Source organism: Gordonia sp. GONU (assembly GCF_024733855.1).
Taxonomy (GTDB): domain Bacteria; phylum Actinomycetota; class Actinomycetes; order Mycobacteriales; family Mycobacteriaceae; genus Gordonia; species Gordonia amicalis.
In genome coordinates this window covers 1-26843 of the sequence record NZ_JANRHB010000028.1, presented here as the reverse complement: position 1 = coordinate 26843, position 26843 = coordinate 1, and the positions used below count along the sequence as shown (strand labels likewise).

Annotated in this window: 21 protein-coding genes; 16 read left to right on the top strand and 5 right to left on the bottom strand. The window is 67.3% G+C overall.

Translation table 11 applies throughout. The annotated features are described in order from the left end of the window. Window positions 1-19: 19 nt before the first annotated feature. Genes NWF34_RS19615 through NWF34_RS19605 form a run of 3 tightly spaced genes read left to right on the top strand, consistent with a single transcriptional unit; the run spans window position 20 to window position 2681 of the window. Window positions 20-883, top strand: coding sequence for an ABC transporter permease (locus NWF34_RS19615; RefSeq protein WP_024498774.1), 864 nt, complete (start codon window positions 20-22; stop codon window positions 881-883). Window positions 884-894: 11 nt separating this feature from the next. Then, window positions 895-1731 (top strand): ABC transporter ATP-binding protein, encoded by an 837-nt coding sequence (locus NWF34_RS19610; RefSeq protein ID WP_006438631.1) that lies wholly within the window; start codon window positions 895-897, stop codon window positions 1729-1731. Then, a complete protein-coding gene (locus tag NWF34_RS19605; RefSeq protein ID WP_258325871.1) occupies window positions 1728-2681 on the top strand; it encodes a glycosyltransferase in 954 nt (317 codons plus the stop codon). Before NWF34_RS19610 ends, NWF34_RS19605 begins: the two co-directional genes overlap by 4 nt. Before the next feature lie 128 nt (window positions 2682-2809). On the opposite strand, the gene NWF34_RS19600 is transcribed toward NWF34_RS19605, so the two are convergent. Both NWF34_RS19600 and NWF34_RS19595 read right to left on the bottom strand, forming a co-directional pair. Beyond that, complete coding sequence (locus tag NWF34_RS19600; RefSeq protein ID WP_258325870.1) at window positions 2810-4219, bottom strand: DHA2 family efflux MFS transporter permease subunit; 1410 nt, start codon at window positions 4217-4219, stop codon at window positions 2810-2812. Further along, complete coding sequence (locus tag NWF34_RS19595) at window positions 4216-4950, bottom strand: acyl-CoA thioesterase II (RefSeq protein ID WP_258325902.1); 735 nt, start codon at window positions 4948-4950, stop codon at window positions 4216-4218. Before NWF34_RS19595 ends, NWF34_RS19600 begins: the two co-directional genes overlap by 4 nt. Before the next feature lie 147 nt (window positions 4951-5097). On the opposite strand from NWF34_RS19595, the gene NWF34_RS19590 reads away from it, so the two are divergent. The 5 genes from NWF34_RS19590 (at window position 5098) to NWF34_RS19570 (ending at window position 11915) form a co-directional block, all read left to right on the top strand. After that, window positions 5098-5592, top strand: a complete 495-nt coding sequence (locus tag NWF34_RS19590) for a helix-turn-helix domain-containing protein (protein WP_024498775.1) — start codon at window positions 5098-5100, stop codon at window positions 5590-5592. Window positions 5593-5678: 86 nt separating this feature from the next. After that, window positions 5679-6557, top strand: a complete 879-nt coding sequence (locus NWF34_RS19585) for a TIGR03619 family F420-dependent LLM class oxidoreductase (RefSeq protein WP_024498776.1) — start codon at window positions 5679-5681, stop codon at window positions 6555-6557. A 168-nt stretch (window positions 6558-6725) separates the two neighbouring features. Further along, the gene (locus NWF34_RS19580; protein WP_258325869.1) at window positions 6726-8333 is read left to right on the top strand and encodes an ABC transporter substrate-binding protein; all 1608 of its coding nucleotides are present in this window, start codon (window positions 6726-6728) and stop codon (window positions 8331-8333) included. 1 nt (window position 8334) lies between these two features. Continuing rightward, window positions 8335-9300, top strand: a complete 966-nt coding sequence (locus tag NWF34_RS19575) for an ABC transporter permease (RefSeq protein WP_258325868.1) — start codon at window positions 8335-8337, stop codon at window positions 9298-9300. Then, window positions 9297-11915 carry a dipeptide ABC transporter ATP-binding protein gene (locus tag NWF34_RS19570; RefSeq protein WP_258325867.1) on the top strand — a complete coding sequence of 873 codons (2619 nt, stop codon included), beginning with the start codon at window positions 9297-9299 and terminating at the stop codon, window positions 11913-11915. Before NWF34_RS19575 ends, NWF34_RS19570 begins: the two co-directional genes overlap by 4 nt. Before the next feature lie 452 nt (window positions 11916-12367). On the opposite strand, the gene NWF34_RS19565 is transcribed toward NWF34_RS19570, so the two are convergent. Both NWF34_RS19565 and NWF34_RS19560 read right to left on the bottom strand, forming a co-directional pair. Further along, the gene (locus NWF34_RS19565) at window positions 12368-12886 is read right to left on the bottom strand and encodes a GtrA family protein (RefSeq protein ID WP_258325866.1); all 519 of its coding nucleotides are present in this window, start codon (window positions 12884-12886) and stop codon (window positions 12368-12370) included. A gap of 20 nt (window positions 12887-12906) precedes the next feature. Beyond that, a complete protein-coding gene (locus tag NWF34_RS19560; RefSeq protein WP_258325865.1) occupies window positions 12907-13737 on the bottom strand; it encodes an aldo/keto reductase in 831 nt (276 codons plus the stop codon). A gap of 147 nt (window positions 13738-13884) precedes the next feature. On the opposite strand from NWF34_RS19560, the gene NWF34_RS19555 reads away from it, so the two are divergent. The 6 genes from NWF34_RS19555 (at window position 13885) to NWF34_RS19530 (ending at window position 21948) form a co-directional block, all read left to right on the top strand. Beyond that, entirely contained in the window at window positions 13885-15117 is a 1233-nt protein-coding gene (locus NWF34_RS19555) for a S9 family peptidase (RefSeq protein ID WP_232513048.1), read from the top strand. Window positions 15118-15179: 62 nt separating this feature from the next. Then, a complete protein-coding gene (locus NWF34_RS19550; RefSeq protein ID WP_096272775.1) occupies window positions 15180-16799 on the top strand; it encodes an NAD(P)/FAD-dependent oxidoreductase in 1620 nt (539 codons plus the stop codon). An 89-nt stretch (window positions 16800-16888) separates the two neighbouring features. Further along, on the top strand, window positions 16889-18313 hold the full coding sequence (locus tag NWF34_RS19545; protein ID WP_096272773.1) for an FAD-binding oxidoreductase: 1425 nt from the start codon (window positions 16889-16891) through the stop codon (window positions 18311-18313). A 74-nt stretch (window positions 18314-18387) separates the two neighbouring features. After that, the gene (locus NWF34_RS19540; protein ID WP_096272771.1) at window positions 18388-19149 is read left to right on the top strand and encodes a decaprenylphospho-beta-D-erythro-pentofuranosid-2-ulose 2-reductase; all 762 of its coding nucleotides are present in this window, start codon (window positions 18388-18390) and stop codon (window positions 19147-19149) included. A gap of 30 nt (window positions 19150-19179) precedes the next feature. Next, window positions 19180-21180, top strand: a complete 2001-nt coding sequence (locus tag NWF34_RS19535; protein WP_232513157.1) for a galactan 5-O-arabinofuranosyltransferase — start codon at window positions 19180-19182, stop codon at window positions 21178-21180. A gap of 3 nt (window positions 21181-21183) precedes the next feature. Then, entirely contained in the window at window positions 21184-21948 is a 765-nt protein-coding gene (locus NWF34_RS19530) for an MBL fold metallo-hydrolase (protein ID WP_096272769.1), read from the top strand. 53 nt (window positions 21949-22001) lie between these two features. Here the strand turns inward: NWF34_RS19530 and NWF34_RS19525 are convergent, their stop codons facing one another. Next, window positions 22002-22682 (bottom strand): nitroreductase, encoded by a 681-nt coding sequence (locus NWF34_RS19525; RefSeq protein WP_258325864.1) that lies wholly within the window; start codon window positions 22680-22682, stop codon window positions 22002-22004. Between the two features lie 183 nt (window positions 22683-22865). Here NWF34_RS19525 and NWF34_RS19520 point away from each other — a divergent pair, with 183 nt between their 5' ends. Continuing rightward, a complete protein-coding gene (locus tag NWF34_RS19520; protein ID WP_024498787.1) occupies window positions 22866-25454 on the top strand; it encodes a non-ribosomal peptide synthetase in 2589 nt (862 codons plus the stop codon). A 157-nt stretch (window positions 25455-25611) separates the two neighbouring features. After that, window positions 25612-26843 (top strand): DUF222 domain-containing protein (locus NWF34_RS19515; protein ID WP_258325863.1); only part of this gene is annotated, 1232 nt, incomplete at its 3' end.

The following is a 26843-nucleotide window of genomic DNA, read 5'->3' as shown; positions in this document are numbered from 1 at the left end:
GCGGGTACGCTGACTCCTCGTGTCAGCGGTAGTAGACGACGACGCGATACCCGCGCGTCCCGAGAGTTCTGAGTCACGCACGTTCGCGCGCGGCGTCAAGGACCTCCGTGACGGCCTCGCCAGCCGCGAACTGTGGCTTCACCTGGGGTGGCAGGACATCAAACAGCGGTACCGCCGCTCGGTGCTCGGACCACTCTGGATCGTCATCGCGACCGGCGTCACCGCGATCGCGATGGGACTGCTCTACGGCGAACTGTTCGGCATGGACATCAAGGTGTTCCTGCCGTACGTCGCGCTCGGGTTCATCTTCTGGAACTTCATCCAGAGCTCGATCCTCGACGGTGCGGAGGTCTTCTCGAAGAACGAGGGGCTGATCAAGCAGCTGCCGGCGCCGGTCAGCGTGCACGTCTACCGCGTCGTGTGGCGGGCGTTGATCATCTTCGCGCACAACGTGGTGATCATCGTCCTGATCTTCCTGATCTTCCCGCCGCCCCTCGACTGGACCGTGCTGCTGGTGATCCCCGCCATCGGCCTCTACGTGCTCAACGCGATCTGGGTGTCCATCGTCTTCGGCATCCTGTCGACGCGGTTCCGCGACATCGGCCAGCTCCTCACCACGGTGGTCCAGCTGGTGTTCTTCATGACGCCGATCATCTGGACCACGTCCAGCCTGGGGAGCGCGACGGGCGAGACGTCGTCGCGGTTGAAGCTCGTCGAGCTGAACCCGATGTTCCACTACCTGGAGATCGCGCGCGGACCGCTGCTCGGCGAGCCGGTGGAGTTCTACCACTGGGCCGTTGTGCTGGGCTGCACCGCGGTCGGCTGGATTCTGGGCATGCTGGTGATGCGCAACTACCGCGCCCGCGTGGCGTACTGGGTGTAGGGACGAGACTGATGGCCAGAAACAACAACCTCGGGGACAACCGGGTCCGCGTCGACACGTGGGACGCGTGCGTCGACTTCCCGATCTTCGACGCCAAGACGCGTTCGCTGAAGAAGTCGGTGCTCGGTGCGGCGGGCGGCGTGATCGGCTCCAACGCGTCGAACGTGGTGGTCGTCGAGGCGCTCAAGAACATCAATCTGCACCTCAAGCACGGCGACCGCATCGGGCTGGTCGGTCACAACGGTGCCGGCAAGTCGACGCTGCTGCGTCTGCTGTCGGGCATCTACGAACCCACCCGTGGGGCGTGCCGGGTGCATGGCCGCGTGGCTCCGGTCTTCGATCTCGGCGTCGGCATGGACCCGGAGATCTCCGGCTACGAGAACATCATCATCCGCGGCATGTTCCTCGGCATGACCCGCAAGGAGATGCTGAAGAAGATCGACGACATCGCAGAGTTCACCGAGCTCGGCGACTATCTGCAGATGCCGCTGCGGACCTACTCCACGGGTATGCGCGTACGCATCGCACTGGGTGTCGTGACGTCGATCGATCCGGAGATCCTCATCCTCGACGAGGGCATCGGCGCAGTCGACGCCGACTTCATGCGCAAGGCCCGCGGTCGTCTGCAGTCGCTCGTCGAACGCTCCGGAATCCTGGTCTTCGCCAGCCACTCCAACGAGTTCCTCGCGCAGCTCTGCGATCGGGCGCTGTGGATCGACAAGGGCGAGGTCCGCATGGAAGGCGGCATCGAAGAGGTCGTCGGCGCCTACGAGGGCCCGGGGGCCGCGGCTCACGTCCGCGAGGTGATCGCGCAGGTCAAGGCCGACGCCGAGGGCACGGCTCAGTGACCCAGGTCCGGCCGGAGACGGTGATCGCGGTGGTGGTGACCCACCGCCGCGTCGAACTGCTCGCCGAATCCCTGGCCGTGGTGTCCGGACAGGACCGGCCCGTCGATCACCTCATCGTCGTCGACAACGCCGACGAACCCGAGGTCGCCGAACTCGTTGCGGCTCAGCCGGTTCCCACCACCTATCTCGGTTCGCAGCGCAACCTCGGCGGCGCTGGCGGCTTCGCGCTGGGTATGCTCCACGCACTCGCTCTCGGCGCCGACTGGGTCTGGTGCGCCGACGACGACGGGCGGCCCGACGGGCCGGCGGTGCTCTCGACGCTGCTCGACTGCGCGAAGCGTCACGACCTCGACGAGGTGTCACCGGTCGTCGCCAACCTCGACGATCCCGACACCCTCGCCTTCCCGCTGCGCCGCGGACTCGTGTGGCGCCGCAAGCGTTCTGAGCTCTTTTCCGACGCCGGGAGCGGAGCGAGCGGGTCGAATGTTGCCGACGGTGAAGCGCAAGAGGACGATCTGTTGCCCGGCATCGCCTCGCTGTTCAATGGCGCTCTGTTCTCGGCGGAGTGCCTCGAGCAGGTCGGCGTCCCCGACCTCCGGCTCTTCTTCCGCGGCGACGAGGTCGAGGTGCACCGGCGCCTGGTGCGTTCCGGTGTGAAGTTCGGGACCTGCCTGCGCGCCGGCTATCTGCATCCGGACGGTTCCGCCGAGTTCCGCCCGATCCTGGGCGGCCGCATGCACACCCAGTACCCAGACAACGCGGTGAAGCGGTACTTCACGTACCGCAACCGCGGTTACCTGATGAGCCAGCCCGGCATGCGCAGGCTGCTCCCCCAGGAATACGCCCGCTTCGGCTGGTTCTTCCTTGTGCAGCAACGTGATCCGAAGGGGTTCGCCGAGTGGGTGCGACTCCGGGGGCTGGGCCGGCGCGAGCGGTTCACGCGTCCCTGAGCCACGCCTCGACATCCCCTGCTCCCTGAGGTGTGAGCGAATCGAGCCACTAAGGGCCAGCGACTTCATCTCACCAGCCCTTCGAGGCTCGTCGCTATCGCTCCTCGCACCTCAGGGAGCGCGGGAAATCAGCGACCGGCACGCGGGGTCGTGCCGAGCGCGACCACCCCACCGACCACCCCGATCGCAGCGAGCACCCACCACGCCGACACGAAGGCGTCGTGTAGGTCGTCGTAGTTCACCGCGGTTCCGACGATCGCGACGAACAGGCTGACTCCCAACGACATCCCGAGCTGACGGCTCATGTTGACGACCGCACTACCGGTGGCCGCCTGATGTGCCGGTAGATCGGCGGTCGCGGAGGACAGGATCGACGGGAGCGCGAACCCGACACCGACGCCGCCGATGAGCCAGCCCGGTAGCATCTCGGTCGCAAAATCCGGAGTGGCGTCGACCGACAGCGCGACCATCCCGATCCCGACGGCGAACAGGACGCACCCGGCGGCCACGATGACACCCACCGGGACCCGTGAGCTCAGGCGGTCGGCGACGGCGGCGAAGATCGGGACCATCAGCGGTCCGGTGGACACGGCCAGCCCGGTGGCGATCGCCGAGAATCCCCAGACCTGTTGCAGCCACAGGATGTTGGCGAGCAGGGCGCCGGCGAACGGGATCGAGAAGAGCAGCATGGCGATGTTGGCGGAGGAGAACGTGCGAATCCGGAGCAGTGCCGGGTCGATGACCGGTTCGGCGTGGCGTCGTGAACTCAACACGAACCCGGCGAACGCCACCAGCGCCACGATCCACGCGCCGGCGATCCGGGGGTCCGACCATCCCCAGTCACTGCCCTGAACCAGGCCCAGGGTCAACGCACCCACCGAGACCACCAGCAGCGCAGCCCCCAGTGCGTCGGGAAACGCTGTCACGGCGTCGTTTCGGGAGCGCACGAGGATGATCGCACCCGCGACCAGTGCCGCGATGCCCACCGGGATGTTCACCAGGAACACCCACCGCCACGACGCCTCGACCAGGACACCACCGACCGCCGGGCCGAACGCGGCGGCGAGCGCGCCGGTCGCCGCCCAGATCTTCACCCCACGGGCACGACGCTCCGGCGGCAGCGTCGACACCACCAGTCCGAGACTGGCCGGCGTCAGGATCGCCGCACCGACGGCCTGCAGCGCACGGAACGCGACCAGCCACCAAACACCCTGAGCCGCAGCGCACGCCGCACTCGCGACCGTGAAGAGTGCGAGACCGAACAGAAAGCCACCCTTACGCCCGTAACGGTCGACGATCCGCCCCGCCGGAACGAGTAGCGCCGCATAGAGAATCGCGTAGGCGTTGAGGACCCAGGACATCTGGGAAAGGGTCGAGCCGTCGAAGTCCGAACTGATGTTGACGAAGGCGACATTGACGATGAACACGTCCAGGCTGGCCATGAACGCGGCGCCGGACAAGATGAGGAGTGTGAGCCCGGGCCGGGCGAGAGTCGATGACGCAGCGGGCGAACTGGTTTCGGTCGGTGTGGTGGTCATCGGGCGGACCACCCGACGACGCGGCGACTCTGGCGGGCGGAGGCGAGGAGCCGGCCGCCGCGGTCACGGAGGGTGGTGTCGTCGACGGACCAGCCGCCCGAGGTCGAGATGTTGCGGGTGTGCACCAGGACCGGTGCGGGTTCGGGGTCGTCGAGCGGCGCGGTGATGTGCATGGAGAAGGCGACGGTCGGGATGGCGAGCGGCGCGGCCAACGTGGGGAAGACGGCGGGCGGCAGACAATCGGCGAGCAGACCGAGGTACGCGGCGTCGAGCGCCATGGGAGTACGCGTGACGATCCATGCGCGCATCCACGCCTCGTCCGCGCCGGTGAGCGGTAGCGGACCGTCGACCGGACGGAGGTCGAGGTGACCGCCCATGGGGACGATCTCCGGCGGGATGCTGAACTGCGCGAGCTCCTCCGGACCCGGCACGAGCTCCGCGACGTCGACGATGTCGCCGTCATCGGCCTCGCCGACCCGTCCCGCCGTCACCGATGCGACCCCGATCTCGGCGGTTCCCTGGGTCACGGCAACGTCGACGATCCGCGTGTGACGTCCGACCTCGCGCACCGATGACGTCAGGAGAATCTCACCGCCGGCCGGTTTGCCGACGAACCGCAGGTCCACCGTCCGGACCGACGCCCCCGGGACCGCGTCGGCCGCGACGCGCACCGCCAGCGCGACGATCGCACCGCCGAACGGGCCCGACCATCCCCACCAGCTCCGGTCGATCGTCGCCGCCTACTTCCCGCGGCCGACTCGTAGTGCCCCGAATTCTTCTGCCAATCCATCGACAGCATCGCGCTGCCTGCTGAGTTGTTTCATGCAACTCATGCAAGCAGGTTGAGTTGCTTCACGCAACCCACTATCGTCGGGGACATGCGTCGCGCCTCTTTCACCGACATGAACTGCTCGGTCGCCCAGAGCCTGGAGATCGTCGGCGAATGGTGGACGCTGCTGATCGTTCGAGACGCACTCTTCGGCGTGACGCGATTCGACGAGTTCTCCATGCGGCTCGGAATCGCACGCAACGTCCTGACCCAGCGACTGGACACCCTCGTCGACCACGGGGTGATGACCAAAGAGCCCTACCAGGACAATCCGGTCCGCTACGACTACCGCCTCACCGACAAGGGGCGTGACCTCTGGACGGTGATCACCGCACTGCGGCAGTGGGGCGACAAGTGGGCCACCGACGGCGGTCCGCCCGTGGAGTCCACCCACAGCTGCGGCAGCACGATGACCGTCGAGCCACATTGCTCGGCCTGCGGGGAGCGGGTCGAACTGGCCGACCTCCGCGTCCACCCCGGTCCGGGTGCACGGGAGAACAATCCGCTCAACGGACTGCGGGAGCGCGGCGTCCAACCCTCCTGAACTGCGCGGGAGTGCAAACCTTCGCCACCGAATTAGAACGTGTTCTACTGTGGGGAGAGTTCCGTCTGCACGTCCCGAGGAGCAAGATGCGGTTCACCTTCGCCGAGGCCATGACCGATCCGTCGTACTACGCGCCGCTCGCGCAGGCCGCGGAGAAAGCGGGCTACGCCGGCTTCACCATTCCCGACTCCCTCGCCTACCCCGAGGAATCGGACGCCAAGTATCCGTACACACCCGACGGCAACCGCGAGTTCCTCGACGGTAAGGCGTTCATCGAGACCTTCATCCAGGCCGCCGCACTGGGCGCGGTCACCTCGACCATCCGGTTCACCCCGTTCGTGCTCAAACTCCCCGTCCGGCCGCCGGCCCTGGTCGCCAAGCAGGCGAGTTCGGTCGCGTACCTCACCGGCAATCGCCTCGCGCTCGGCGTCGGCACGAGTCCGTGGCCCGAGGACTACGACTTCATGGGCGTCGACTTCCGTCGCCGCGGCAAGCGCATGGACGAATGCATGGACATCATCCGCGGACTCACCACGGGCGAGTACTTCGAGTTCCACGGCGAGTTCTACGACATCCCGAAGATCAAGATGACGCCCGCCCCCACCGAGCCGATCCCGCTGCTGGTGGGCGGTCACGCCGATGCCGCGCTCCGTCGCGCAGTGATCCGCGGCGACGGCTGGATGCACGGCGGCGGCCCGCCGGAGGAACTCGATGCCCTCCTGGACCGCATCAACGAGATCCGCAAGGCCGAGGGCAAGATCGACGATCCGTTCGAGATCCACGTGATCTCGATGGACGCATACACCGTTGATGGCTGTAAACGTCTGGAGGACAAGGGAATCACCGATGTGATCGTCGGTTTCCGCCTGCCCTATGTGATGGGTCAGGACACCGAGCCACTCCAGACCAAGATCGATCACCTGAACTGGTACGCGGACAACGTGATCGCGAAGGTCAACGGCTGATTCGATTGGTCGTCAACCCTATTCGCCGCGAACCCTGAGTTCGTCAACCCCGGACCGGCGCGGTTGCACGGGTCCTCCCGCTGAGGCACACTGCAGAACACGGACAATGCAGACCCCAGGTGTGACCGAGCGAGTGAACACTCACGATCACCGGGTGGGAGGACAGCGATGACCGATTCACCCGGTGGGTCGGCCTCGTGGTCGACGCAGGGGGCCGGTCGGGTGAATCGTCCATCTCGCCTGAGCAGGCGTACCTTCTTCAAGGCCGCGGGGGTCACCGGTACCGCGCTCCTCGGCGCGTCGGCACTGGCCGCATGCGGCGGGTCGTCGGTCTCGCCCAACACGCTGCGGGTGGCCATCGCCGGCGAACCCGACCAGCTCGATCCGCAGAAATCCAGCTCGTACTTCACCTTCGAGGTCCTCGAGAACGTCTTCGACACCCTCGTCGAACCCGACGAGAACCTGCAGATGCAGCCGGCTCTCGCGCAGAGCTGGGACGTCAGCCCCGACGCCCGACAGTGGACGTTCCTGTTGCGACCGGGGGTCACGTTCCACAACGGCGATCCCCTGACGGCCGCCGATGTCGAGTCCTCGTTCCGTCGCATCCTCGACGAAGAACTGTCCAACGCCTGGAAACTCGAGGCCGTCGAGTCGATCACCGCCCTCGACGACCGGCGCGTACGATTCACGGTCCGCGAACCCACCCCGAACCTGCTGACCAACATCGGCGGCTTCAAAGGACTGGCGATCGTCAACCGGCGCAACGTCCAATCCGGCGAGATCGCGACAAAACCCGTGGGCACCGGCCCGTTCTCGTTCGTCTCCCGCTCCCCCGGCGCGTCGATCGTGCTGAAGTCGAACCCCGATTATTGGGGCGGTCCGCCCGCGATCGACGGCGTGAACTACACCTTCATCTCCCAGGGGACGACGGCGGTGTCGGCACTCCGCTCCGGCGAGATCGACTGGACGGACGCGATTCCCGCACAACAGCTGAGTATCTTGTCGCGGGACGACACGCTCGAGGTGGGCACCGTGGTGGCGAACGACTACTGGTACATCACGATGAACTTCGACGCCAAGCCCTTCGCGGACACCCGCGTCCGTCAGGCCGTCGCCTACGCCATCGACCGCCGGTCGATCGCGCAGGTCGTCGGGTACGGCACCGCGACACCCAACGAACTCGCGATCCCGTCGACCAGTCCGTGGTTCGCGCCCTACGACCGCTACACCGCGGGCCTCGACCGTGCTCAGGCCGTCGACAAGGCGAAAGACCTGTTGCGCCAGGCGGGTATCGGGTCGATGGACATGCGGCTCATGGTCACCACCGAGTATCCCGAGACCGTGACCGCCGCGCAGGTCATCGCGTCGAACCTCGAGGACATCGGCGTCACCGTCAAGATCGAGCAACTCGACTTCGGTGCCTGGCTCGACCGCCAGGCCTCCGGCGACTTCGACGCCCTGCTGCTCGGCTGGCTCGGCAACATCGATCCCGACGACTTCTACTACGCACAGCATCATTCGAAGGGCACGTCGAACGCGCAGAAGTATTCGAACTTTCAGGTGGACGCACTGCTCGACCGGGGACGTACCGAGCTCGACGTCCCAGCCCGCAAGGCTGTCTACGCGGACGCCGCCCGCCGGATAGCCGATGACGTGAGTTACCTGTACCTGTACAACCCCTCTGCCACGCAAGCGTTTTCGAAGAACCTCCAGGGGTACACGGTCCGGTCCGACAAAGCCGTCCGGTTCCGGTCCGCCCGGCTGGAGAGGAGCTGACGTGACCGCGATCCGTTCCCCGCTGCTGCGCTTCATCCTCATCCGGCTCGCGTACACGGTCGCCGTTCTGCTCGGGGTGATCGTCGCGGTGTTCTTCCTGATCCAGATCGTGCCCGGCGACCCGGTCCGCATCGCGCTCGGCACTCGCTACACACCGGAATCGTATGCGGCGCTGCGCAGTGCGTCCGGCCTGGACCAGCCGCTGCCCAACCAGCTCGTCGCCTACGTCGGCAATGCCTTCACCGGCGATCTCGGTGTCAGCTTCCGCAACAGCGAACCCGTCACGACGATGCTGTTCGACCGGTTACCGGCGACCATCACCCTCGCACTCGCCGCCATCGTCGTGGCGCTGCTCATCGCGATCCCACTGGGTTCGTGGGCTGCTCTCCGCGAAGGCCGCCTGGCCGACAACGTCATTCGTGTCATCAGCCAGTTCGGCATCTCGGTCCCCGACTTCTGGATGGGCATCCTGCTGATCGGTCTCTTCTCGACCGCACTGGGATGGCTGCCGTCGGCGGGCTACCAGCCCTTCGCCGACGGTCCGCTCGGCTGGTTCGAGCATCTCGTCCTGCCCGCCGTCACGGTCGGGGTCGTCACCGGCGCGATCATGACGCGCTACGTCCGGTCCTCGGTGCTCGAGGTCGTGAACACGCCGTTCGTCACCACCGCGGAATCAAAGGGGCTGAGCAGGAAGAAGATCATGCGGGACCACGTCGGACGCAACGCCCTGGTGCCCGTCCTCACCATCTCCGGCATCCAGTTGGCGGGACTCCTCGGTGGTGTCATCGTCGTCGAGGTGGTCTTCGCCTGGCCTGGTCTGGGACGGCTGGTCTACGACTCGGTCGCGGCTCGCGACTATCCGGTGCTGCAGGGCGCGATCCTGCTGATCGCGGTGATCTTCCTGTTCGTGAATCTCCTCGTGGACATCCTCTACGCCGTCATCGATCCGAGGATCCGGTTGTCATGACCCTCACCGCACCCGAACCTCCCGAGTCCTCCGCCGTCGTCGAGCCTGTGGAGCCGGACCCCGCGACGGATTCGGCCTGGCGGTTGCTGCTCCGCAACCGGGCGTCCGTCGTCGGGCTGGTCATCATCGCGATCGTCGTGATCGCTGCCGTCTTCGGACCGCTGATCGCGCCCGACGGCGCCAACGAGATCGACGTGCCGAACGCCCTGCAGGCACCGAGCTGGTCGCACCTGTTCGGGACCGACGACCTCGGTCGTGACGTCTTCTCCCGGGTCGTGCTCGCGGCGTCGGTGAGCTTGCGGGTGGCCGTGATCGCGGTCGCCATCTCCCTCACCGTCGGCGTGATCCTCGGAATGGTGGCGGGTTTCGCGGGCGGTGTGCTCGACACCGCCCTCATGCGCATCGTCGACGTCGTGTTCTCTTTCCCGGTCCTTCTCCTGGCACTCGCGATCGTCGCGGTCCTGGGGCCCGGCGTCACGTCGGCGATGATCGCGATCGGCATCGTCTACATCCCGATCTTCGCCCGCGTCGCACGTGCGGACACGTTGCGGGTGCGGCAGACCCAGTACGTACAGTCGGCGCGGACGATGGGGGTCCGCACGTCCCGCATCCTGTTCAGCCATGTGCTGCCGAACATCTCGGGTCCGGTGATCGTCCAGACGTCCATCTCCCTGGCGTTCGCCATCCTGTCGGAGGCGGCGCTGTCCTTCCTGGGACTCGGTGTGCAACCGCCCGATCCGTCGTGGGGCCGGATGCTCTTCGATGCGCAGGGATTCATCACGACCGCGTGGTGGATGGGCGTGTTCCCCGGACTCGCGATCCTGTTCACCGTGTTCGCGTTCAACCTGGTCGGCGACGGGGTGCGCGATGTGCTCGATCCGCGACAGCGCACGCTGCTGCGCAACCGGGGGTACGACCGCAGGTCTGTCGCCGTCGCGACGGTGACGCCGAGGCCCGCACGCGCCGTCGCCGACGATTCGGTGCTGGACGTGGAGAACCTCGTCGTCGGGGTCGGACCGCGAGAGATCGTGCACGGCATCAGTTTCACGGTCGCGCGCGGCGAGACGCTCGGCATCGTCGGCGAGAGCGGTTCGGGCAAGTCGTTGAGTGTGTTGTCGGCGACGGGCCTGTTCGACGCTCCCAGTGCCTACGTGCGCGGGTCGGCACTTCTCGGCCGTACCGAGATCGTCGGCGCCACCCCGTCGACGCTTCGTGCCCTCCACGGGACGCGCGTCGGTTTCGTCTTCCAGGACCCGTCGTTGAGTCTCAATCCGCTGCTCACCATCGAGCAGCAACTCGCCGAGGGACCACGCCGACACCTCGGGCTCAACCGCGCCGAGGCGCGCGAGCGTGCGCTGCAGCTGTTGCGCGATGTGAACCTCCCCGACCCCGAAAGCCGTTTGGGCGCATACCCGCACCAACTGTCGGGCGGACAGCGCCAGCGGGTGATGATCGCGATCGCACTCGCCTGCGACCCCGAACTGCTCATCGCCGACGAGGCCACCACCGCGCTCGACGTGACCACCCAGGCGCAGATCATCGATCTCGTCGCCGACCTGCAACGCAAACGGGGCATGGCCGTCGTGTGGATCAGCCACGACCTCGGCGTGATCGGCCGCATCGCCGACCGCGTCATGGTCATGCGTTCGGGACGGATCGTCGAAAGCCGCGATGTGGCAGCACTCTTCGACGACCCGCAGGACGCGTACAGCAAGAAGCTCCTCGATTCGCGACCGCTGTTGAGCAAGGTGGAGGAACGCGACGCCGGTGCGGGTCTGACGAAACAGATCGACGAGACGCCTGCGTTGCAGGCCCACGGACTCGGCGTCGAGTACGTGGTGCGCGGGCCGACCGGCCGCAGCGTGGTGCATGCGATCGACGGCGTGGACCTACAGGTCGCCCGGGGTCGGACTCTCGGCATCGTCGGCGAATCGGGTTCGGGGAAGTCCACGGTCGCCGGGGTCGTCACCGGCCTGATCGAGTCCGGTCAGGGAACGACGGTGACCGGGAGCGTGACGGTGTCGGTCGACGGCCGCGAGGTCGAAGCGGTGGGTGTCCGCGGCACCGACGAAGCACTTCTCCGACGCCGGGTCGCGATGGTCTTCCAGGACCCGACCGCTTCCCTGGACCCGCGGATGACAGTGGCCTCGTCGATCACCGAACCTCTCCGCGCGCACGGATTGGTCTCCGGACGGGACGAGATGCGCGGCCGTGCAGAGCAGTTGCTGGCCGACGTCAGCCTCGACTCGTCGTTCCTCGGTCGCTACCCGCACGAGATGTCCGGCGGACAGCGCCAACGCGTCTGCATCGCGCGAGCCCTGGCCTCCGAGCCGGAGATCCTCATCCTCGACGAGTCGACCGCGTCACTCGACGTCTCCGTGCAGGCCGGTGTCCTCGGCCTTCTCTCCGGGCTGCAACAGGAGAAGGGCCTCACGTTCCTCTTCATCGCACACGACCTCGCGGTCGTCGAGCAGATCAGTGACACCGTCGCGGTGATGCAGAACGGCAAGGTCGTCGAGACCGGCCCGGCGTCGCGCATCCTGCACGATCCCGAAACCGATTACACGCGAAGTCTTCTCGCCGCGATCCCGCCCGAGGTCCCGCAGCGGGCGTGACGCGCGGAGTTCAGACGCCGAAACGACGTCGCGTGCGACATCGATCCGTATGTACGACTTCGGCCGAGGTCGAGCAGCCGGAACGATGTCGCATGCGACATCAATCCGGACTTGCTGACCGGTGCGACACATCTACGCCCGCCCGCGGCCGGCAACCGCATCAGCGGATCTCTAGGATGCCCGTCCGCTGGACCACGAAGACAATCTCAAGGGCCCTAGTTGGCTCCGCCGCAGAAAATCTCGTCCCCGTGAGCACCATCCGAGGGCATATTGCCCTCGGAAGCCCCCGAGGTGGACGAGATTTTCGACCGCCCGGCCCCGACGCCGTCCAATCACGTCGCGTGCGACATCAATCCGTCTGTCCGACGTCGGCCGAGGTCGTGCGGCCGGAGCGAGCTCGCATGCGACATCAATCCGGACCGCCATCCGCCCAGCGGTGACCGCCACCCGCCTCAGCGGATTTTGAAGATGACCGCCCGCTGGACCACGAAGTTGATGACCGTCGCCGTGCCCTGCGCGATGACGAAGGCGATCGCCGAGTAGAGGGCGGTCTCCTCCCACAGCGACGACAACCAGCTGTAGAGACCGACGTTGACCACGAAGGTGACCAGGTAGAGGATCACGACCGCGATGAAGCGGGCGGCGCTCGGCTCCGCGCGGAAGGTCCAGCGCCGGTTGATCAGGTACGCGACGGTGGTTCCGAGGATGAAGCCGCCTGCCTTGGCGACGGCCTCGGGGGTGCCGACGACGTACTGCAGAAACAGTGTGAGCGCGAAGTCCAGGACGGCCGAACCCGCACCGGTGACCACGAACCGGATCAGCTGAGTCTTCAGGTCGACATCGGTCGACGCCTCTTCGTCGTCGAGAGGCAACTCGATCGGCATCGGAGCATGACGCGTCTTGAAGTCCTCGTGATGGTCATGAGGGAACTCGCCTGCGGGTTCGTCGTTGCCGGGGTCGCGTCGAGACACGCTGACACCCTAGCCGAGGATCAGAACTCCTCGTCGACGTCCGAGTCCCGAGCGGCACGTTCACCGCGGTCCAGCGTGGCGAGCTCGGCCAGGTCCGCGTCGTCGAGGGCGAAGTCGAAGAGGTCGGCGTTCTCGAGCTGACGGCCGGCGTGCGAGGACTTGGGCACGACGCTGATTCCGTGCTGGACGGCCCACCGCAAGGCGATCTGAGTGGGCGACTTGCCGTACTTGCGGGCGATCCGCAGGATCACCGGATCGCCGAGGACACCTTCCTTGCGGCCGGTCGGATGCCACGCCTGCGCATGAATCCCCTTGTCGGCCATGAATTCCCGGAGTTCGGTCCGGGGCAGCGCCGGCGAGCACTGGATCTGGTTGAGCACCGGCCACCGTCCGGTCGCGTCGAAGAGCGTCTGCAACTGATGGGGTTTGAAGTTCGAGACGCCGGGCGTGCGGACGTAACCCTCGTCGGTGAGCGTGAGCAGCGCTTTCCACGAGTCGACCATGCGTCCGAGACTCGGGCACGGCCAGTGGATGAGATACACGTCGAGGTAGCCGACGCCGAGTCGGCGGGCGCTCTCCTTGGCGGCGGTGATCGCCTCGTCGAACCCGTGGTCGCCACCGCTGAGCTTGGTCTGGACGATCACCTCGTCACGCCGGACACCCGAACCGTGCACTCCCATCCCGACACTGAGTTCGTTGCTGTACCGAGGAGCGGTGTCGAGAAGCCGGTAGCCCGCCTTGATCGCCGTGCTGACCGCACCGACGCACGGCCGGCCGAGCATGTTGTAGGTCCCGAGTCCCACCATGGGGATCGAGGAACCGTTGCTGAGCTCGACCGAGGGGATGTCCACCTGACCAGGATAGGTCGGACACCCCCTCGGACGCTTCGCCGAGACCAAGTGGCAACCCTGGGTGGCACGAATCAGCGCTCCCGAACGGCACGAATCCTCGCCGACCCGCACTGTGCGCCACGCACGACTCCCCTTACTGTTCTGAACATGTCTGCCCTCACGTCCAGATCACCTGTGTCACGCACCATGCGAACACTCGTCTCCGTCCTCGCCGGCCTCGGCATGGTCCTGCTCGGGACCACCGCCCCGGCGCACGCGGACGACGCGGTTTCCGTGGGCATCCCGAACTGGTCGGGTCTGGACGTCACCGAGTACGCCGGTCCCATCCCGGCCAAGGCGGGCACCCTCATCACGCAGGTCCCCCTGGCCGAGTCGCTCAACCTGCCGGCGGCCGGCAAGGCCTACCGAATCCAGTACTCGTCGCTGAACCAGCACGGCAAGATGGCGACGGGCACCGGCGCGGTGTTCCTGCCGAAGGGCGACGCCCCGGCCGGTGGCTGGCCGATCATCTCCTGGGCGCACGGCACCGTCGGCATGAACGACGACTGCACTCCGTCGGCCTTCCCGCGCAGCGAGCGGGACCAGAAGTACCTCGGCCACTGGCTGAACCAGGGATACGCGGTGGTCGCGGCCGACTATGTCGGGCTGGGTACCCCCGGTCTGATGGCCTACCTGAACGGCGTGACCGCAGCGCACGCGATCGTCGACATCGTCGTCGCATCGCATCAGATGGATCTGCCGCTGGCCAAGCGCTGGGCCATCATCGGACAGTCGCAGGGTGCGGCCGCCGCGCTGAACGGCGCGCGTTACGCCACCGAGTTCAGCCGTGGATCGGGTCTGGATTACCGCGGCGTCGTCGCCACCGGCATCCCGGCCAACCTCGAATACCTGTACCAGAACCTGGGCCCGGTCGTCCCGCCGGTGAACCTGCCCGGTGGCCTGAACGCCTACACCGCGTACATCCTGGCCGGTTTCGACGACACCCGTCCCGACATGAACATCACCAAGGTGATGACGCCGAAGGGCATCGAGCGCCTGGCCGAGGGTCGCACCACCTGCTACCCGATCCTCAAGAAGGCACTCGCCGGTGACGACGTGCGGACTTGGTTCCGCGCGCCGCTGATGTCGATCCCCGGTCTGAGCCCGGCGCTGCACGAGTACATGGCGACGCCGTACAAGGGCTACGACCGTCCGATCTTCCTCGGACAGGGCCTGCGTGACGTCGACGTTCCGGCACCGTCGGCGCTGTCGCTGTACGCACAGATGAAGGCCAACAACCAGCCGGTCGAGCTGTTCGTCTACCCCGAGGACGACCACTCCAGTGCGGTCCTGGCCTCGATGAAGGACTCGACGCCGTTCGTGGCCCGCATCCTGCGCTGACCCGGAATCACCGCTGCGGTGTCCGTCGATCTGAGACCCTTTAACGGATGGGCACAGGATCGATGGGCACCGCAGTTGCTTCTTACGACGACGTCATCATCGGCGCGGGACACAACGGCCTGACCGCCGCCGCGTACCTGGCGCGCGCCGGACGCCGGGTCCTCGTCCTGGAGCGCTCCGACCACGTCGGCGGGGCGACCGTCTCGGCGATGCCGTTCCCCGGCCTGGCGGCACGGCTGTCGCGGTTCTCCTATCTGGTCTCGCTGATGCCACGCGAGATCATCGTCGACCTCGACCTCGACATCTCACTGATCCGCCGCCGCTACTCCTCGTACACTCCGTTGCCCGCCGATCCGACGCGCGGCATCCTCATCGACACACAGGACGACGAGGCGACCGCGGAATCCTTCCGCCGCGTGTTGCGCGCCGACCGCGTCGGAGCCGACGCCGTGGGATTCTCCAACGCCGGTTTCGTGGCGTGGCAGTCCTTCTACCGCCGTGTCGGGACCATCGCGCAGCGCGTCTTCCCGACCCTGACCGAGCCGCTGCGCACCGCCGCCGACATGCACGAACTCGCCGTCGGCACCGACACCTCCGACGCCGAGCTGTGGGAGGCGCTCACCACCCTGCCGCTCGGCACCCTGCTCGGTCAGTACTTCGACGACGACCTGCTGCGCGGCATCGCCGCCACCGACGGCCTGATCGGCACCTTCGCCGACCTCGACGACCCGTCGCTGCGGCAGAACATCTGCTTCCTCTACCACGTGATCGGTGGCGGGACGGGCGACTGGGACGTCCCGGTCGGGGGCATGGGCGCGGTGTCGGGTGCGCTCTACCAGGCTGCCGCGTCGGCGGGTGCCGAGATCTGCACCGGCATCACCGTGACCGGTGTCGATCCCGCGGACGGCACGGTCGAACTCACCGACCCGGCCCACGGCCCGCGCACCGTGCGCAGCTCGACGCTCCACGCGGCGTGCGCTCCGCGGGTCCTCAACACGCTGCTCGACGAGCCGGTCGTCTGTGAGGCGCAGCCCCGGGGCTCGCAGCTGAAGATCAACCTCCTCCTCGACCGTCTCCCTCGGCTGCGCGACGAATCGGTGTCACCGGAGGCGGCGTTCGCCGGCACCTTCCACATCAACGAGACCGCGAGCCAGCTCCACGAGGCCTGGCGACAGGCCGCGCGCGGCGAGGTCCCGGAACTGCCGCCGTGTGAGATCTACTGCCACACCCTCTCCGACCGGTCCATCCTCGGACCCGAACTCGACGGCAAACACACGCTCACGCTGTTCGGTCTGCACATGCCACCCGACGTGTTCGACGAGCCGGGCGCCGTCGAGCACGCGGTGGGCGCGACCTTCGCCTCGCTCAACGCGCTCCTCGCCGAACCGATCCAGAACGTCATCGCCCACGACCTCGACGGCCGCCCGTGTATCGAGACCAAGACCCCGCAGGACCTCGAGGAGATGCTCGGGCTGCCCGGCGGCAACATCTTCCATCAGTCGTTGCGGTGGCCGTGGGCGGAGACGGCGTCGGAGGTCGGCACGTGGGGCGTCGAGACCCGGCACCCGCGGCTGCTGCTGTGCGGCGCCGGCGCACGACGAGGCGGCGGGGTGAGCGGCATCCCGGGCCGCAACGCCGCGGCCGCGGTGCTGGGAGTCGAAGCACTCGCCGCCGCGCCATAGCCGGCCGCCACAGGCGCACCCGAGGTGCGACGCTCCTCGCACGTCGTCTCTCATCGTCGACCCACGGCGGCCGAGTACTCTCTTCAGCGATGTCTACTGAAGAGTTGCTGCCGATCACGACCCGCAAGCTGGTGGGCTGGTCTCGCACCACCCCGATCGAGGGCCACGTCCTGTCCACGCCGTACCCCGAGGTCATCGCCGAGGCGGTGGCCCGCGTCGCCGACGACAACGCGGACAAGCCGGACTACCTCAAGCGCGGTGTCATCGCCCGTGGGCTCGGCCGTTCCTACAACGAGTCGGGCCAGAACAGCGGCGGTCTCACGATCGACATGACCCCGCTGACCAGGATCTACGCCATCGACGCGGAGACCGCGACGGTCGACCTCGACGCCGGCGTCTCCCTCGACACCCTCATGCAGGCCGCGCTCCCGTACGGCCTCTGGGTGCCGGTGCTCCCGGGTACCCGCCAGGTCACCGTGGGCGGTGCGATCGCGCACGACATCCACGGCAAGAACCACCACAGCCAGGGCAGCTTCGGCAACCACGTCGTCGAGATGCAGCTGCTCGTGGCCGACGGTCGCATCCTGACGCTCACCCCGGACGGCTCCGGCGACGACCCGACGGGCGAACTGTTCTGGGCGACGGTCGGCGGCATCGGCCTGACCGGCATCGTGCTGCGCGCGAAGATCCAGATGAAGCGCACCGAGAGTGCCTACTTCATCGCCGACACCGCGCGCACCGGATCGCTGCAGGAGACGCTCGACCTGCACCTTCAGGACGGTTTCGAAGACGGCTACGAGTACGCGTCGGGCTGGTTCGACACCATCAGCGCACCGCCGAAGCTCGGGCGTGGCACCTTCTCGCGCGGCAACCTCGCGCGCGTCGACGAACTCCCGGAGAAGTACCGCGACAACCCGTTGTCGTTCAACAACAAGCCGCTCGTCCGGTTCCCGGACGTCTTCCCGCGCGGGCTGGCCAACAAGCTCAGCTTCTCCGCGGTCGGTGAGGCGTATTACCGGATCGGCCCGCCCAGCGAGGGCAAGGTCAAGAATCTGGCGCAGTTCTACCACATGCTCGACGTGTTCGGTGACTGGAACAACGCCTACGGCCGCGGCGGTGGTTTCTGCCAGTACCAGTTCATCGTGCCCACGGGCAACGAGGCCGAGTTCACCAACCTCATCGAGCACATCCAGGCATCGGGCCACGTCAGCTTCCTCAATGTGATCAAGCTGTTCGGCGACGGCAACAAGGCCCCGCTCAGCTTCCCGTTCAAGGGCTGGAACGTCTGCCTGGACTTCCCGGTGAAGGCCGGACTCGCCGAGTTCCTCAACGACCTGGACCGTCGTGTGATGGCGATGGGCGGACGCCTCTACACCGCGAAGGACTCGCGGACGTCGGCGGCGAACTTCCACGCGATGTACCCGCGCATCGGCGAGTGGATCGCCACGCGTCGTCGTATCGACCCCAACCGGGTGTTCATGTCCGACATGGGCCGCCGCCTCGAACTCGCCTGACCCTCAACCGGCTCCGACCCTCCACACCACCGCTGCCGCACACCGGCCGCAGACCGAAAGCGAGAAGACCGAAGATGATGAACGCCGTCGGCGTCCCACAGTCCATCCTGGTCCTGGGCGGGAGCTCGGAGATCGGGCTCGCCATCACCGCCGGGTACCTGAGCAAGGGTCCGGCGCGGGTCATCCTCGCCACCCTGCCGGGTGATCCCACCGCCGCGGCCGCGGTGGAGAAGGCCAAGAACGCCGGCGCCACCGAGGTCACCGTGATCGACTTCGACGCCCGCGCCACCGACACCCACCGCGACGTCATCGAGAAGGCCTTCGCCGACGGCGACGTCGACGTGGCGATCGTCGCGTTCGGTATCCAGGGCGACGACGAGCAGGCCTGGCAGGATCACGGACTCGCGGTCGCCGAGGCCGAGATCAACTACACCGCAGCGGTTTCCGTCGGCGTTCTGCTCGGCGAGAAGATGCGCGCCCAGGGCCACGGCCAGATCATCGCGATGAGCTCCGTCGCCGGTGAGCGCGTCCGTCGCAGCAACTTCGTCTACGGCTCCACCAAGGCCGGCCTCGACGGCTTCTACCTCGGACTCGGTGAGGCGTTGCGCCCCTTCGGCCCTCGTGTCCTCGTGATCCGTCCGGGACAGGTCCGCACTCGACTGTCGGCGCATGTGAAGGAAGCACCGCTGACCGTCGAGAAGGAGGATGTGGGACGCCTCGCGGTGGCGGCGGCCACCAAGGGCAAGGAAATCGTCTGGGTCCCGGGACCTTTCCGCTACATCATGATGGTCCTGCGCCACATCCCGCGCCCGATCTTTCGCAAGCTGCCCATCTGAGTACTGCCCGCGCCGACTGATTGCGACGTGATGACGCCCTCTGTGACCGCTGAAAAACCTGGCGACCCTTCGAGGCTCGCTCCGCTCGCACCTCAGGGAGCAGGGGAACGCTACGGCCACGCGGCGCTGCTTCTGCTGACGGCGGTGGTGGTCGGTGCGGTGGTGTCGCTCGTCGGTCTCGAGGCGATCGACACCGTCAACTGGCCGGCCTTCAACTCGTCGAACGTGACCCGGTCGCTCACGACCGCCGGTCAGGTCCTCGCGATCGCGGTGCTGGTGGTCGTCGCGCTGCTGTACCGCTACGGCAAGGGCCGGGTATTGATCCCGGTCCTGTCGGCGGCGGCCATGTCGGCGTTCGTGACGGTCACCATCGGAATGCCCTTGGGGGCAACGCGTCTCTACCTGTTCGGCCTGTCGGTCGACCAGGAGTTCCGCACCGAGTACCTGACGCGGATGACGTCGAGTCCTCGGCTTGCGGACATGACCTACCCGGATCTGCCGCCGTACTACCCGGCCGGCTGGTTCTGGTGGGGCGGTCGGTTCGCGAATCTACTCGGCCAGCCCGGGTGGGAGGCCTACAAGCCCTGGGCCATCGTCTCGATGGCGGTGGCGGCCGCACTCGGCGTCGTCCTGTTCAACCGGATGTTCGGCGCGGATCGTGGTGTGGCACTGGGACTCGCGGTGACAACCATGGCGCTGCTGTACGCCTCGCCGGAACCGTACGCCGCGATCCTCGTGATCGTCGGTGTGCCGATGATGATCGTCCTCACCTACGCACTGCGGGGCCGCACGCGTGCGGCCGACGGACCGGCCGGGCCGTTGCGGGGCGCGACGAGTTGGCCCGCGGTGGTCGCCGCGGGTGTGTTCCTCGGGGTGTCGGCTGCGACCTACACCCTCTACACCGGGTTGTTCGCGCTGACCGCGGTTGTGCTGGCCTGCTACTTCCTCGTACAGGGCTGGCTGGCGGCGACCAACAAGTCGACGCCGGCCGCGACGGTCAAGGCACACCGGCGCGAGATCGTGGTCGCCGTCATCGGTCGTCTTGTGTCGGTCGGGGTGATCGCCGGGCTCATCGCGCTACTGGTGTGGGCGCCGTATCTGCTGAAGCGCCTGTCCAGCGCCCCGGCCAGCGGCGGGACCGCCGAGCACTACCTTCCCGAGCGCGGTTCGGTGTTCCCGCTGCCGATGTTCGGTGTCAATCTCGTCGGCGCGATCACGCTGATCGGCCTCCTGTGGATCCTGCTGCGCTTCCGAACCCGCACCGTCGCGGTGGCGATGGGCGCAACCGTCGTCACGGTGTACCTCTTCTGCCTGTTGTCGATGCTGTTGACCGCGATGGGCACCACGCTGCTGTCCTTCCGGCTCGAACCGATCCTGGTGTGCGCGCTGGCCGCTGCGGGCGTCTTCGGTGTCGTCGACATCGCCCACTGGGCCGTGCGCAGGTTCGGTGACGTACGCGTGGTCGTAAGTGCGGTGGCCGTACTCGCCGCGATCGCAGCGGCGCAGAGCATTCCGGGCCATCTCGGCACGGAGATCACCACCGCGTACACCGACACCGACGGATACGGAGAGCGTGCGGATGCACGACCGGCCGGCGCCGAATCGTATTTCGCCGAGATCGACAAACGCATCGCCGCGCAGACCGGCCGACCACAGACCGAGAACGTCGTCCTCACCGCCGATTACGGATTCCTCTCGATCTACCCGTACTGGGGTTTCCAGGGACTGACCTCGCACTACGCGAATCCGCTGGCCGAGTTCGACAAGCGCGCCGCGGCCATCGCGCGGTGGGCGAAGTCGGAGGACGCCGATCAGCTGGTCCGGCACCTCGACGAGTCGCCGTGGAAGGCCCCCGACGTCTTCCTGTTCCGGTACAGCGCCGACGGATACACGCTGCGTCTCGCCGAGGACGTCTACCCGAACGATCCGAACGTGAAGCGCTACACCGTCACCTTCGACCCCACGGTCTTCGACGACCCGAGGTTCGAGGTCACCGAGATCGGTCCGTTCGTCCTCGTCGTCCGGAGGTGACCGATGCGTCGACCCATGCGCACCCGGCCGATGGAGATCACGCGGATCGACGGCGACTCGTCGACAACGCATTTCGTCCACACCGACGTCGTGAACTGGGTACTGCTGGAACAGGACGGTGAGCTCACCCTCATCGACGGCGGTTACCCCGGGCAGGCCGGTCAGGTCGTCGAGTCGATCGAACGGATCGGGCGGCGTCCGGAGGACATCCGCGGCGCACTGCTGACACATGCGCACGTCGACCACCTCGGCGGGCTGGCGAAGTTGCAGTCGCGGTACGGCTTCGACGTGTTCATGGAACCCGTCGAGGTCGATCACGCACTGCGCCATCACCTCCAGCAGGCCACGCCGCTGGACCTCGCACCGCTCGCAGTCCGTCCGGGTTTGTGGACGTGGCTGGCGAAGACCCTGCCCCTCGGGGTGTTGAGCCGGTCGGGATTGTCGGCGGCAGCACCGTTCCCGGAGCCGCTCGATCTGCCGGGTTCGCCGGTGCCGGTGGCGAGTCCCGGACACACCGACGGCCACAGCGCCTATCTGGTCGGCGACGGGCGGGCGCTGGTCTCCGGCGACGCACTGGTCAGCGGTCATGAGGTGTCGGCGATCGCCGGCCCACAGTGCATTCCGTCGCCGTTCCAGCACGACGAGCCCACCGCTCGTCGCAGTGTCGAGCGGTTCACCGGTCTCGAGGCCGACCTGCTACTCGCCGGTCACGGCCCGCTGTATCGCGGCAGGGTCGCCGACGCGGCCCGCCGAGCGCTCGCGCTGTGAATCGCCGCCGAGCGCTCGCGCTCTGAATAGCCGCCGAGCGCTCGCGCTCTGAGCTATTCCCCGAAACCCACGAACCGTGCGGCTTCCTCGACCGACTTGCGCTCGGAGACCACTGCGTTGGCGGGGAAGGTCTCGTCCGGCCAGCCCAGCGCGATGCTTTTCATGATGACCTGATCGTCCGGGATTCCGGCGTGCTCTCGCACGACGGGCGACTGCATGATGCCCTGACTGTTGATCACTGCACCCAGACCGCGGGACCAGGCGGCATTGACCAACGCGGTGGAAACCGCTCCGCAATCGAAGGGCGTGTCGTCGCTGCCGTCCAGGATCCGGTCGTAGGTCACGATCACGCAGACCGGCGCATCGAACTGACGGAATCCTCGCAGGACCCAGTCCTGCCGCATCTCCGTGTCGTCGCGGGCGATGCCCATCGCGGCGAACAGTTGCTTCGCCACGCCGACCTGACGATCGCGATGTACGCCGGTGAACCGTTCCGCCCCGGTCCGGAACTCGCGAGAGTGCGGCACACCAGCCAGGTTGCGTTCGGTGTTTCCCGCACGGATGCGATCCAGCGGTTCGCCCGTGATCACATGGAAGTTCCAGGGCTGGGTGTTCATCGAGGACGGGGCCCGCATGGCCAGCGCGAGAACTTCCTCGATCAGTTCTCGGGGCACGGGATCCGGTGTGAAACCGCGAATGCTGCGGCGTCCCAGAATCACTTCGTCGAACTGCATCGTCAACCTCTCATCGAGCCCCGGCCCCATCCGGCATCCGACGGGCGGCCGTCTCCACCCTACTGAGCCATGGCCTCGCGACTGTTAGCCCTGCCACGTTCTCCCGGGGTGACCGTGCCGCCTGCCCGAACAAAGGGTAGGTTTACCTCACAAAGCGGCGCGCACGGGGGAAAGTTCGAGGACATGAACGGCGACAAGCACCTGGATTCCAGTCCGTCTCCCACACCCGGATCATCGGAACCCCCCGAGTCGAGCACCGTCGCCGCCCGATGGCGAGCCGTCGCCGCGAGCCGTGGCGACGCCGTCGCAGTCCGCACACCAGAGGCGTCGATCACCTTCGCCGAGGCGGCGTCCCGCGTGGAGCTGCTCGCCGACCGGATCGTCGCGAGCACCGAGCCTGGCGAGGCCGTCCCCGTCGAGATCGAGTCCGACATCGACTCGGTGATCTCTATGCTGGCGGTCTGGTGCTCGGGACGACGTCTCGTCCTGCTCGATCCGTTCCTGCCCGAAGATCGGCGCGCGAACATCCTGCGACTGTCCGGGGTCAACCCGCCGACACCGTCGACCGCACCGGCTCCCACCGGGGACGAGGCCCGCGGGCGGACGGTCGTCGAGCCGGGACCCGACGACCCGGCGGTGCTGCTGTTCACCTCCGGCTCCACCGGCGCCCCCAAGGGTGTGGTGCTGCCCCAGCGGATGCCGGTGAACCATGCGCGTGACGGACGTCGGTTCTTGCGTCTGGGCCCCGACGATCGGGCTGCGGTCCTGCTCCCGCTGAGCTTCGGCGGCGGGTTGGACGCGCTCACGATGAGCCTGCTGAACGGCGCGACCATGCTGCTCTGGGATGTGCGCCGCCGCACCACCACCGGGTTGCGGGACTGGCTGTCCGCGACGGGCGCGACGACCGCACACTGCACGCCGTCACTTCTGCGCTCATGGCTGGGCGAACTCTCCGCCGACGACGCCATCGGATCACTACGCCTGTTGTCCACCTGCGGGGAACCCGCTCACGGGGACGACGTCCTGCGCGCACGCCGGACGATCCTCCCACGCGGCGAGTTCTGTTGCTGGGCAGGGGCGTCGGAGGTCGGAAACCTCGCCTTCAACCTCTTCCCGCCCGAGCGGGACGTCGAGGCCGGCGCCATACCGGTCGGCAGTCCCGCGTCGGACAAACGCGTCCGCATCGTCGACGAGCACGACGCAGACGTGCCCACAGGCGTCACCGGAGAGGTCGTCGTCGAGTCCGCGCACATCGCTTCCGGCTACCACGCGAATCCGGAACTGACGGCCCGGCGATTCACCTCGCTGCCCGATGGTCGGACGCGCTACCGCACCGGCGACCTGGGCCGCCTCGACGAGAACGGCGAGCTCTCGCTGCTCGGACGAGATGACGACGCCGTCAAGGTCCGCGGCTACCTCGTCGAGCCGCTGGAAGTGGAGGCCGCACTCCTCGCCCTGCCCTGGACGGTCGATGCGGTGGTCACCGCGAACCGGAACGAGGGACGCCTGACCGCACATGTCGCGGTCGATCCGGCGAAATGGTCGCCATCGCCGGCCGAGATCCGACTCGAGCTCGGGAAGTCGTTGACGCCGTGGATGATCCCACGGGACATCATCGTGCTGTCCGAACTCCCGCGCAACGAGCGCGGCAAGGTCGTCCGCGCGGAGCTACCACCACCGCCGCCGCGGCCGGCTCCGGAACCCCCTCGAGGGCTGACCGAGTTTGCGTTGCACCAAGTCTGGTGCGACATCCTGGGACTCGAGAGCATCGGACGCAACGAGGATTTCGTCGAACTCGGTGGCGACTCGCTCGCCGCCGCGAAGATGCTCGCCGAGGTGGGACACCATCTCCAGTTGGACGTGAACACCGCGATGCTCGCCGAGGCGCCGACGATCGCTCGGTTCGCCGCCCGGATCGAGGCCGCGGCGAAGGAGCGGTCGAAGAACGCCTCGGGCGCCACTCTGATCCCGTTGCGGAAGGGCACCGGCGACCCGATCTTCCTCATGGCCGGCGCCGGCAGTCTCGCGACGAGCCTGACGCCCATCGTCCGGGCACTCTCCGGCGACCGTCCCGTCTACGGCATCCAGTCCCGGGGCGTCGAGAAGCGGGGCCGCGCAGACCATTCCGTCCGTGCTGCTGCACGCCGCGCGATCACCGACATCCGCTCGGTGCAACCGCGCGGCCCATACCAGGTCGGCGGATACTCGCTGGGCGGATTCATCGCCGTCGAGGTGGCTGCACGCCTCACCAAGGCGGGCGAGACCTGCCACACCGTGGCGGTGCTCGACTCCGTGATCGATCCCGCTCTGGCGCAGCGACTCTCCGGCGAACGCCCGAACCTGATCCAGCGGATCCGCAGCTCGCTGCGCTCACTCACCGCCGCGAAGGAGACCCTGCCCGACCGGACCGGTAGCGATGAGGACAGCAAGCCCGGCGGCTCACCTCTGCAGCACGCGCTGCAGCAGATCGCCCTCAAGGTGCTGGTGCTCACCGCCGGACTCGTGCCGTTGTCCACGTCCGTGCAGTGGGTGGTCTTCTTCCGGCTCGGCACCGAGATGATCCGACGGCACCGACCGAGCCCCTACTCCGGTCCGATCACGGTCATCCGGGCCCGCACCAACACCGACGATCCGGCATTGTGGGGCCATTTCACCTCGGGCCGGGTCGAGTTCGTCGACGTCGACGGCGACCACATCTCGGTGATCCGCCCACCGCACGTCGCCGCCACCGCGCGGGCGATCGATCAGGTCCTGGAGCGCACGTCGGACTGAGGTCGCACGCGACGTCAGTCAGGCGTAACCGATTGCTGCACAACCCCGTGGTCACGCCGTCTGTGGATGGACATCTGTTCTTGTCGGTGGGGTGTTCTACCTTGGTTGGTAACAGATTCAGCCATCCAGGTTGGGCTGTAGACGTTGTGGGGGCAGCGTGTCGAACAGGTGGACCGATCTACCGGGCGAGTTCTTCGCCGGGGTCGATCCTGCCCACCCCGAATCGTCCGACACCGCAACACATATGGAACGGATGCGGTCGATCCGCCACGGCGAAGCCTTCCTGGCCTGGTGTCGCTACCAGTCGATCGCCACCGTCTACGACCAACTCGTCCTCAACAGCCGCGGCGGGTTCTTCATCGACCGCTACACCGAGATGGTCACCCGAGTGTGCCGCGAAGACGCCATCACCCGCTACCAGGCCGATCAGTGGGTCGGCGAAGCACTCGGTCTGCGCGAGCGGCTGCCGAAGGTGTTGACCACCCTGCGCGACGGCATCCTCTCACGCCAGTTGATCCAGACCGTCGTCTCCCGCACTGACCTGATCTCCGACGACACGATCATGGCCGACCTCGACGCCGAGATCGAACGCATCCTGCGCAGCCGCACGGGCGCGTGGACCACAGTGCGACTGCGCGACATGGTTGATCGCCTGGTCTTCCGTCACGACCCCGACGCGGTGCGGGAACGTCGCCGCGAAGCCTTGGACAAACGCGGCATGTGGACGGAGAACTTCGCCGACGGCACCGGCGAGATCACCGGCGTCATGGCCGCCGAAAACGTGCGCATCGCCGAGAAAGCGGTGAAAGCGTTGGCCGACACCGTCTGCGCCCATGATGGTCGCACGCGGAACCAGCGGAACTCTGATGCCATGTTCGCGCTGTTGACCGGCACCGCTTTCGAGTGTCAGTGCCAGCGGGAGGACTGCGACGCCGACATCCCCGACCCGGCTGAGGTTGTCCGGTCGGTGAGTACCGAGATCGTGATCCACGCCGTCACCGACCCCGCCACCCTCGACGGTGCGCCCGGTATCGCCTGGGTCGACGGTCACGGCGTCATCTCCGATGAACACATTCGCGACCTCGCCGCCCGGCCCGACGCGATCATCAAACCCATCACCCCTGTCCGCACGGCACCCATACGTGTTGCCGCAGAGTCGGACTCGTCGGCCGGTGAAGACGAGGGCGACGCACAGTCGCGTCAGGCCGAGCGTTCGCGACCCGACGCCGGTGCGACTGGTGAGTCGACGGAGTCGAACTCGGCCGATTCGCCGGAGGCGGCTTCGTCGGGTGTAGTCGTTGTCTATCCCGGTGCGCAATCCGCCGATCCGTACCGGCCCACCACCGCGTGCGCCGACTTCGTGCGCGTGCGCGACGGCTATTGCACCGA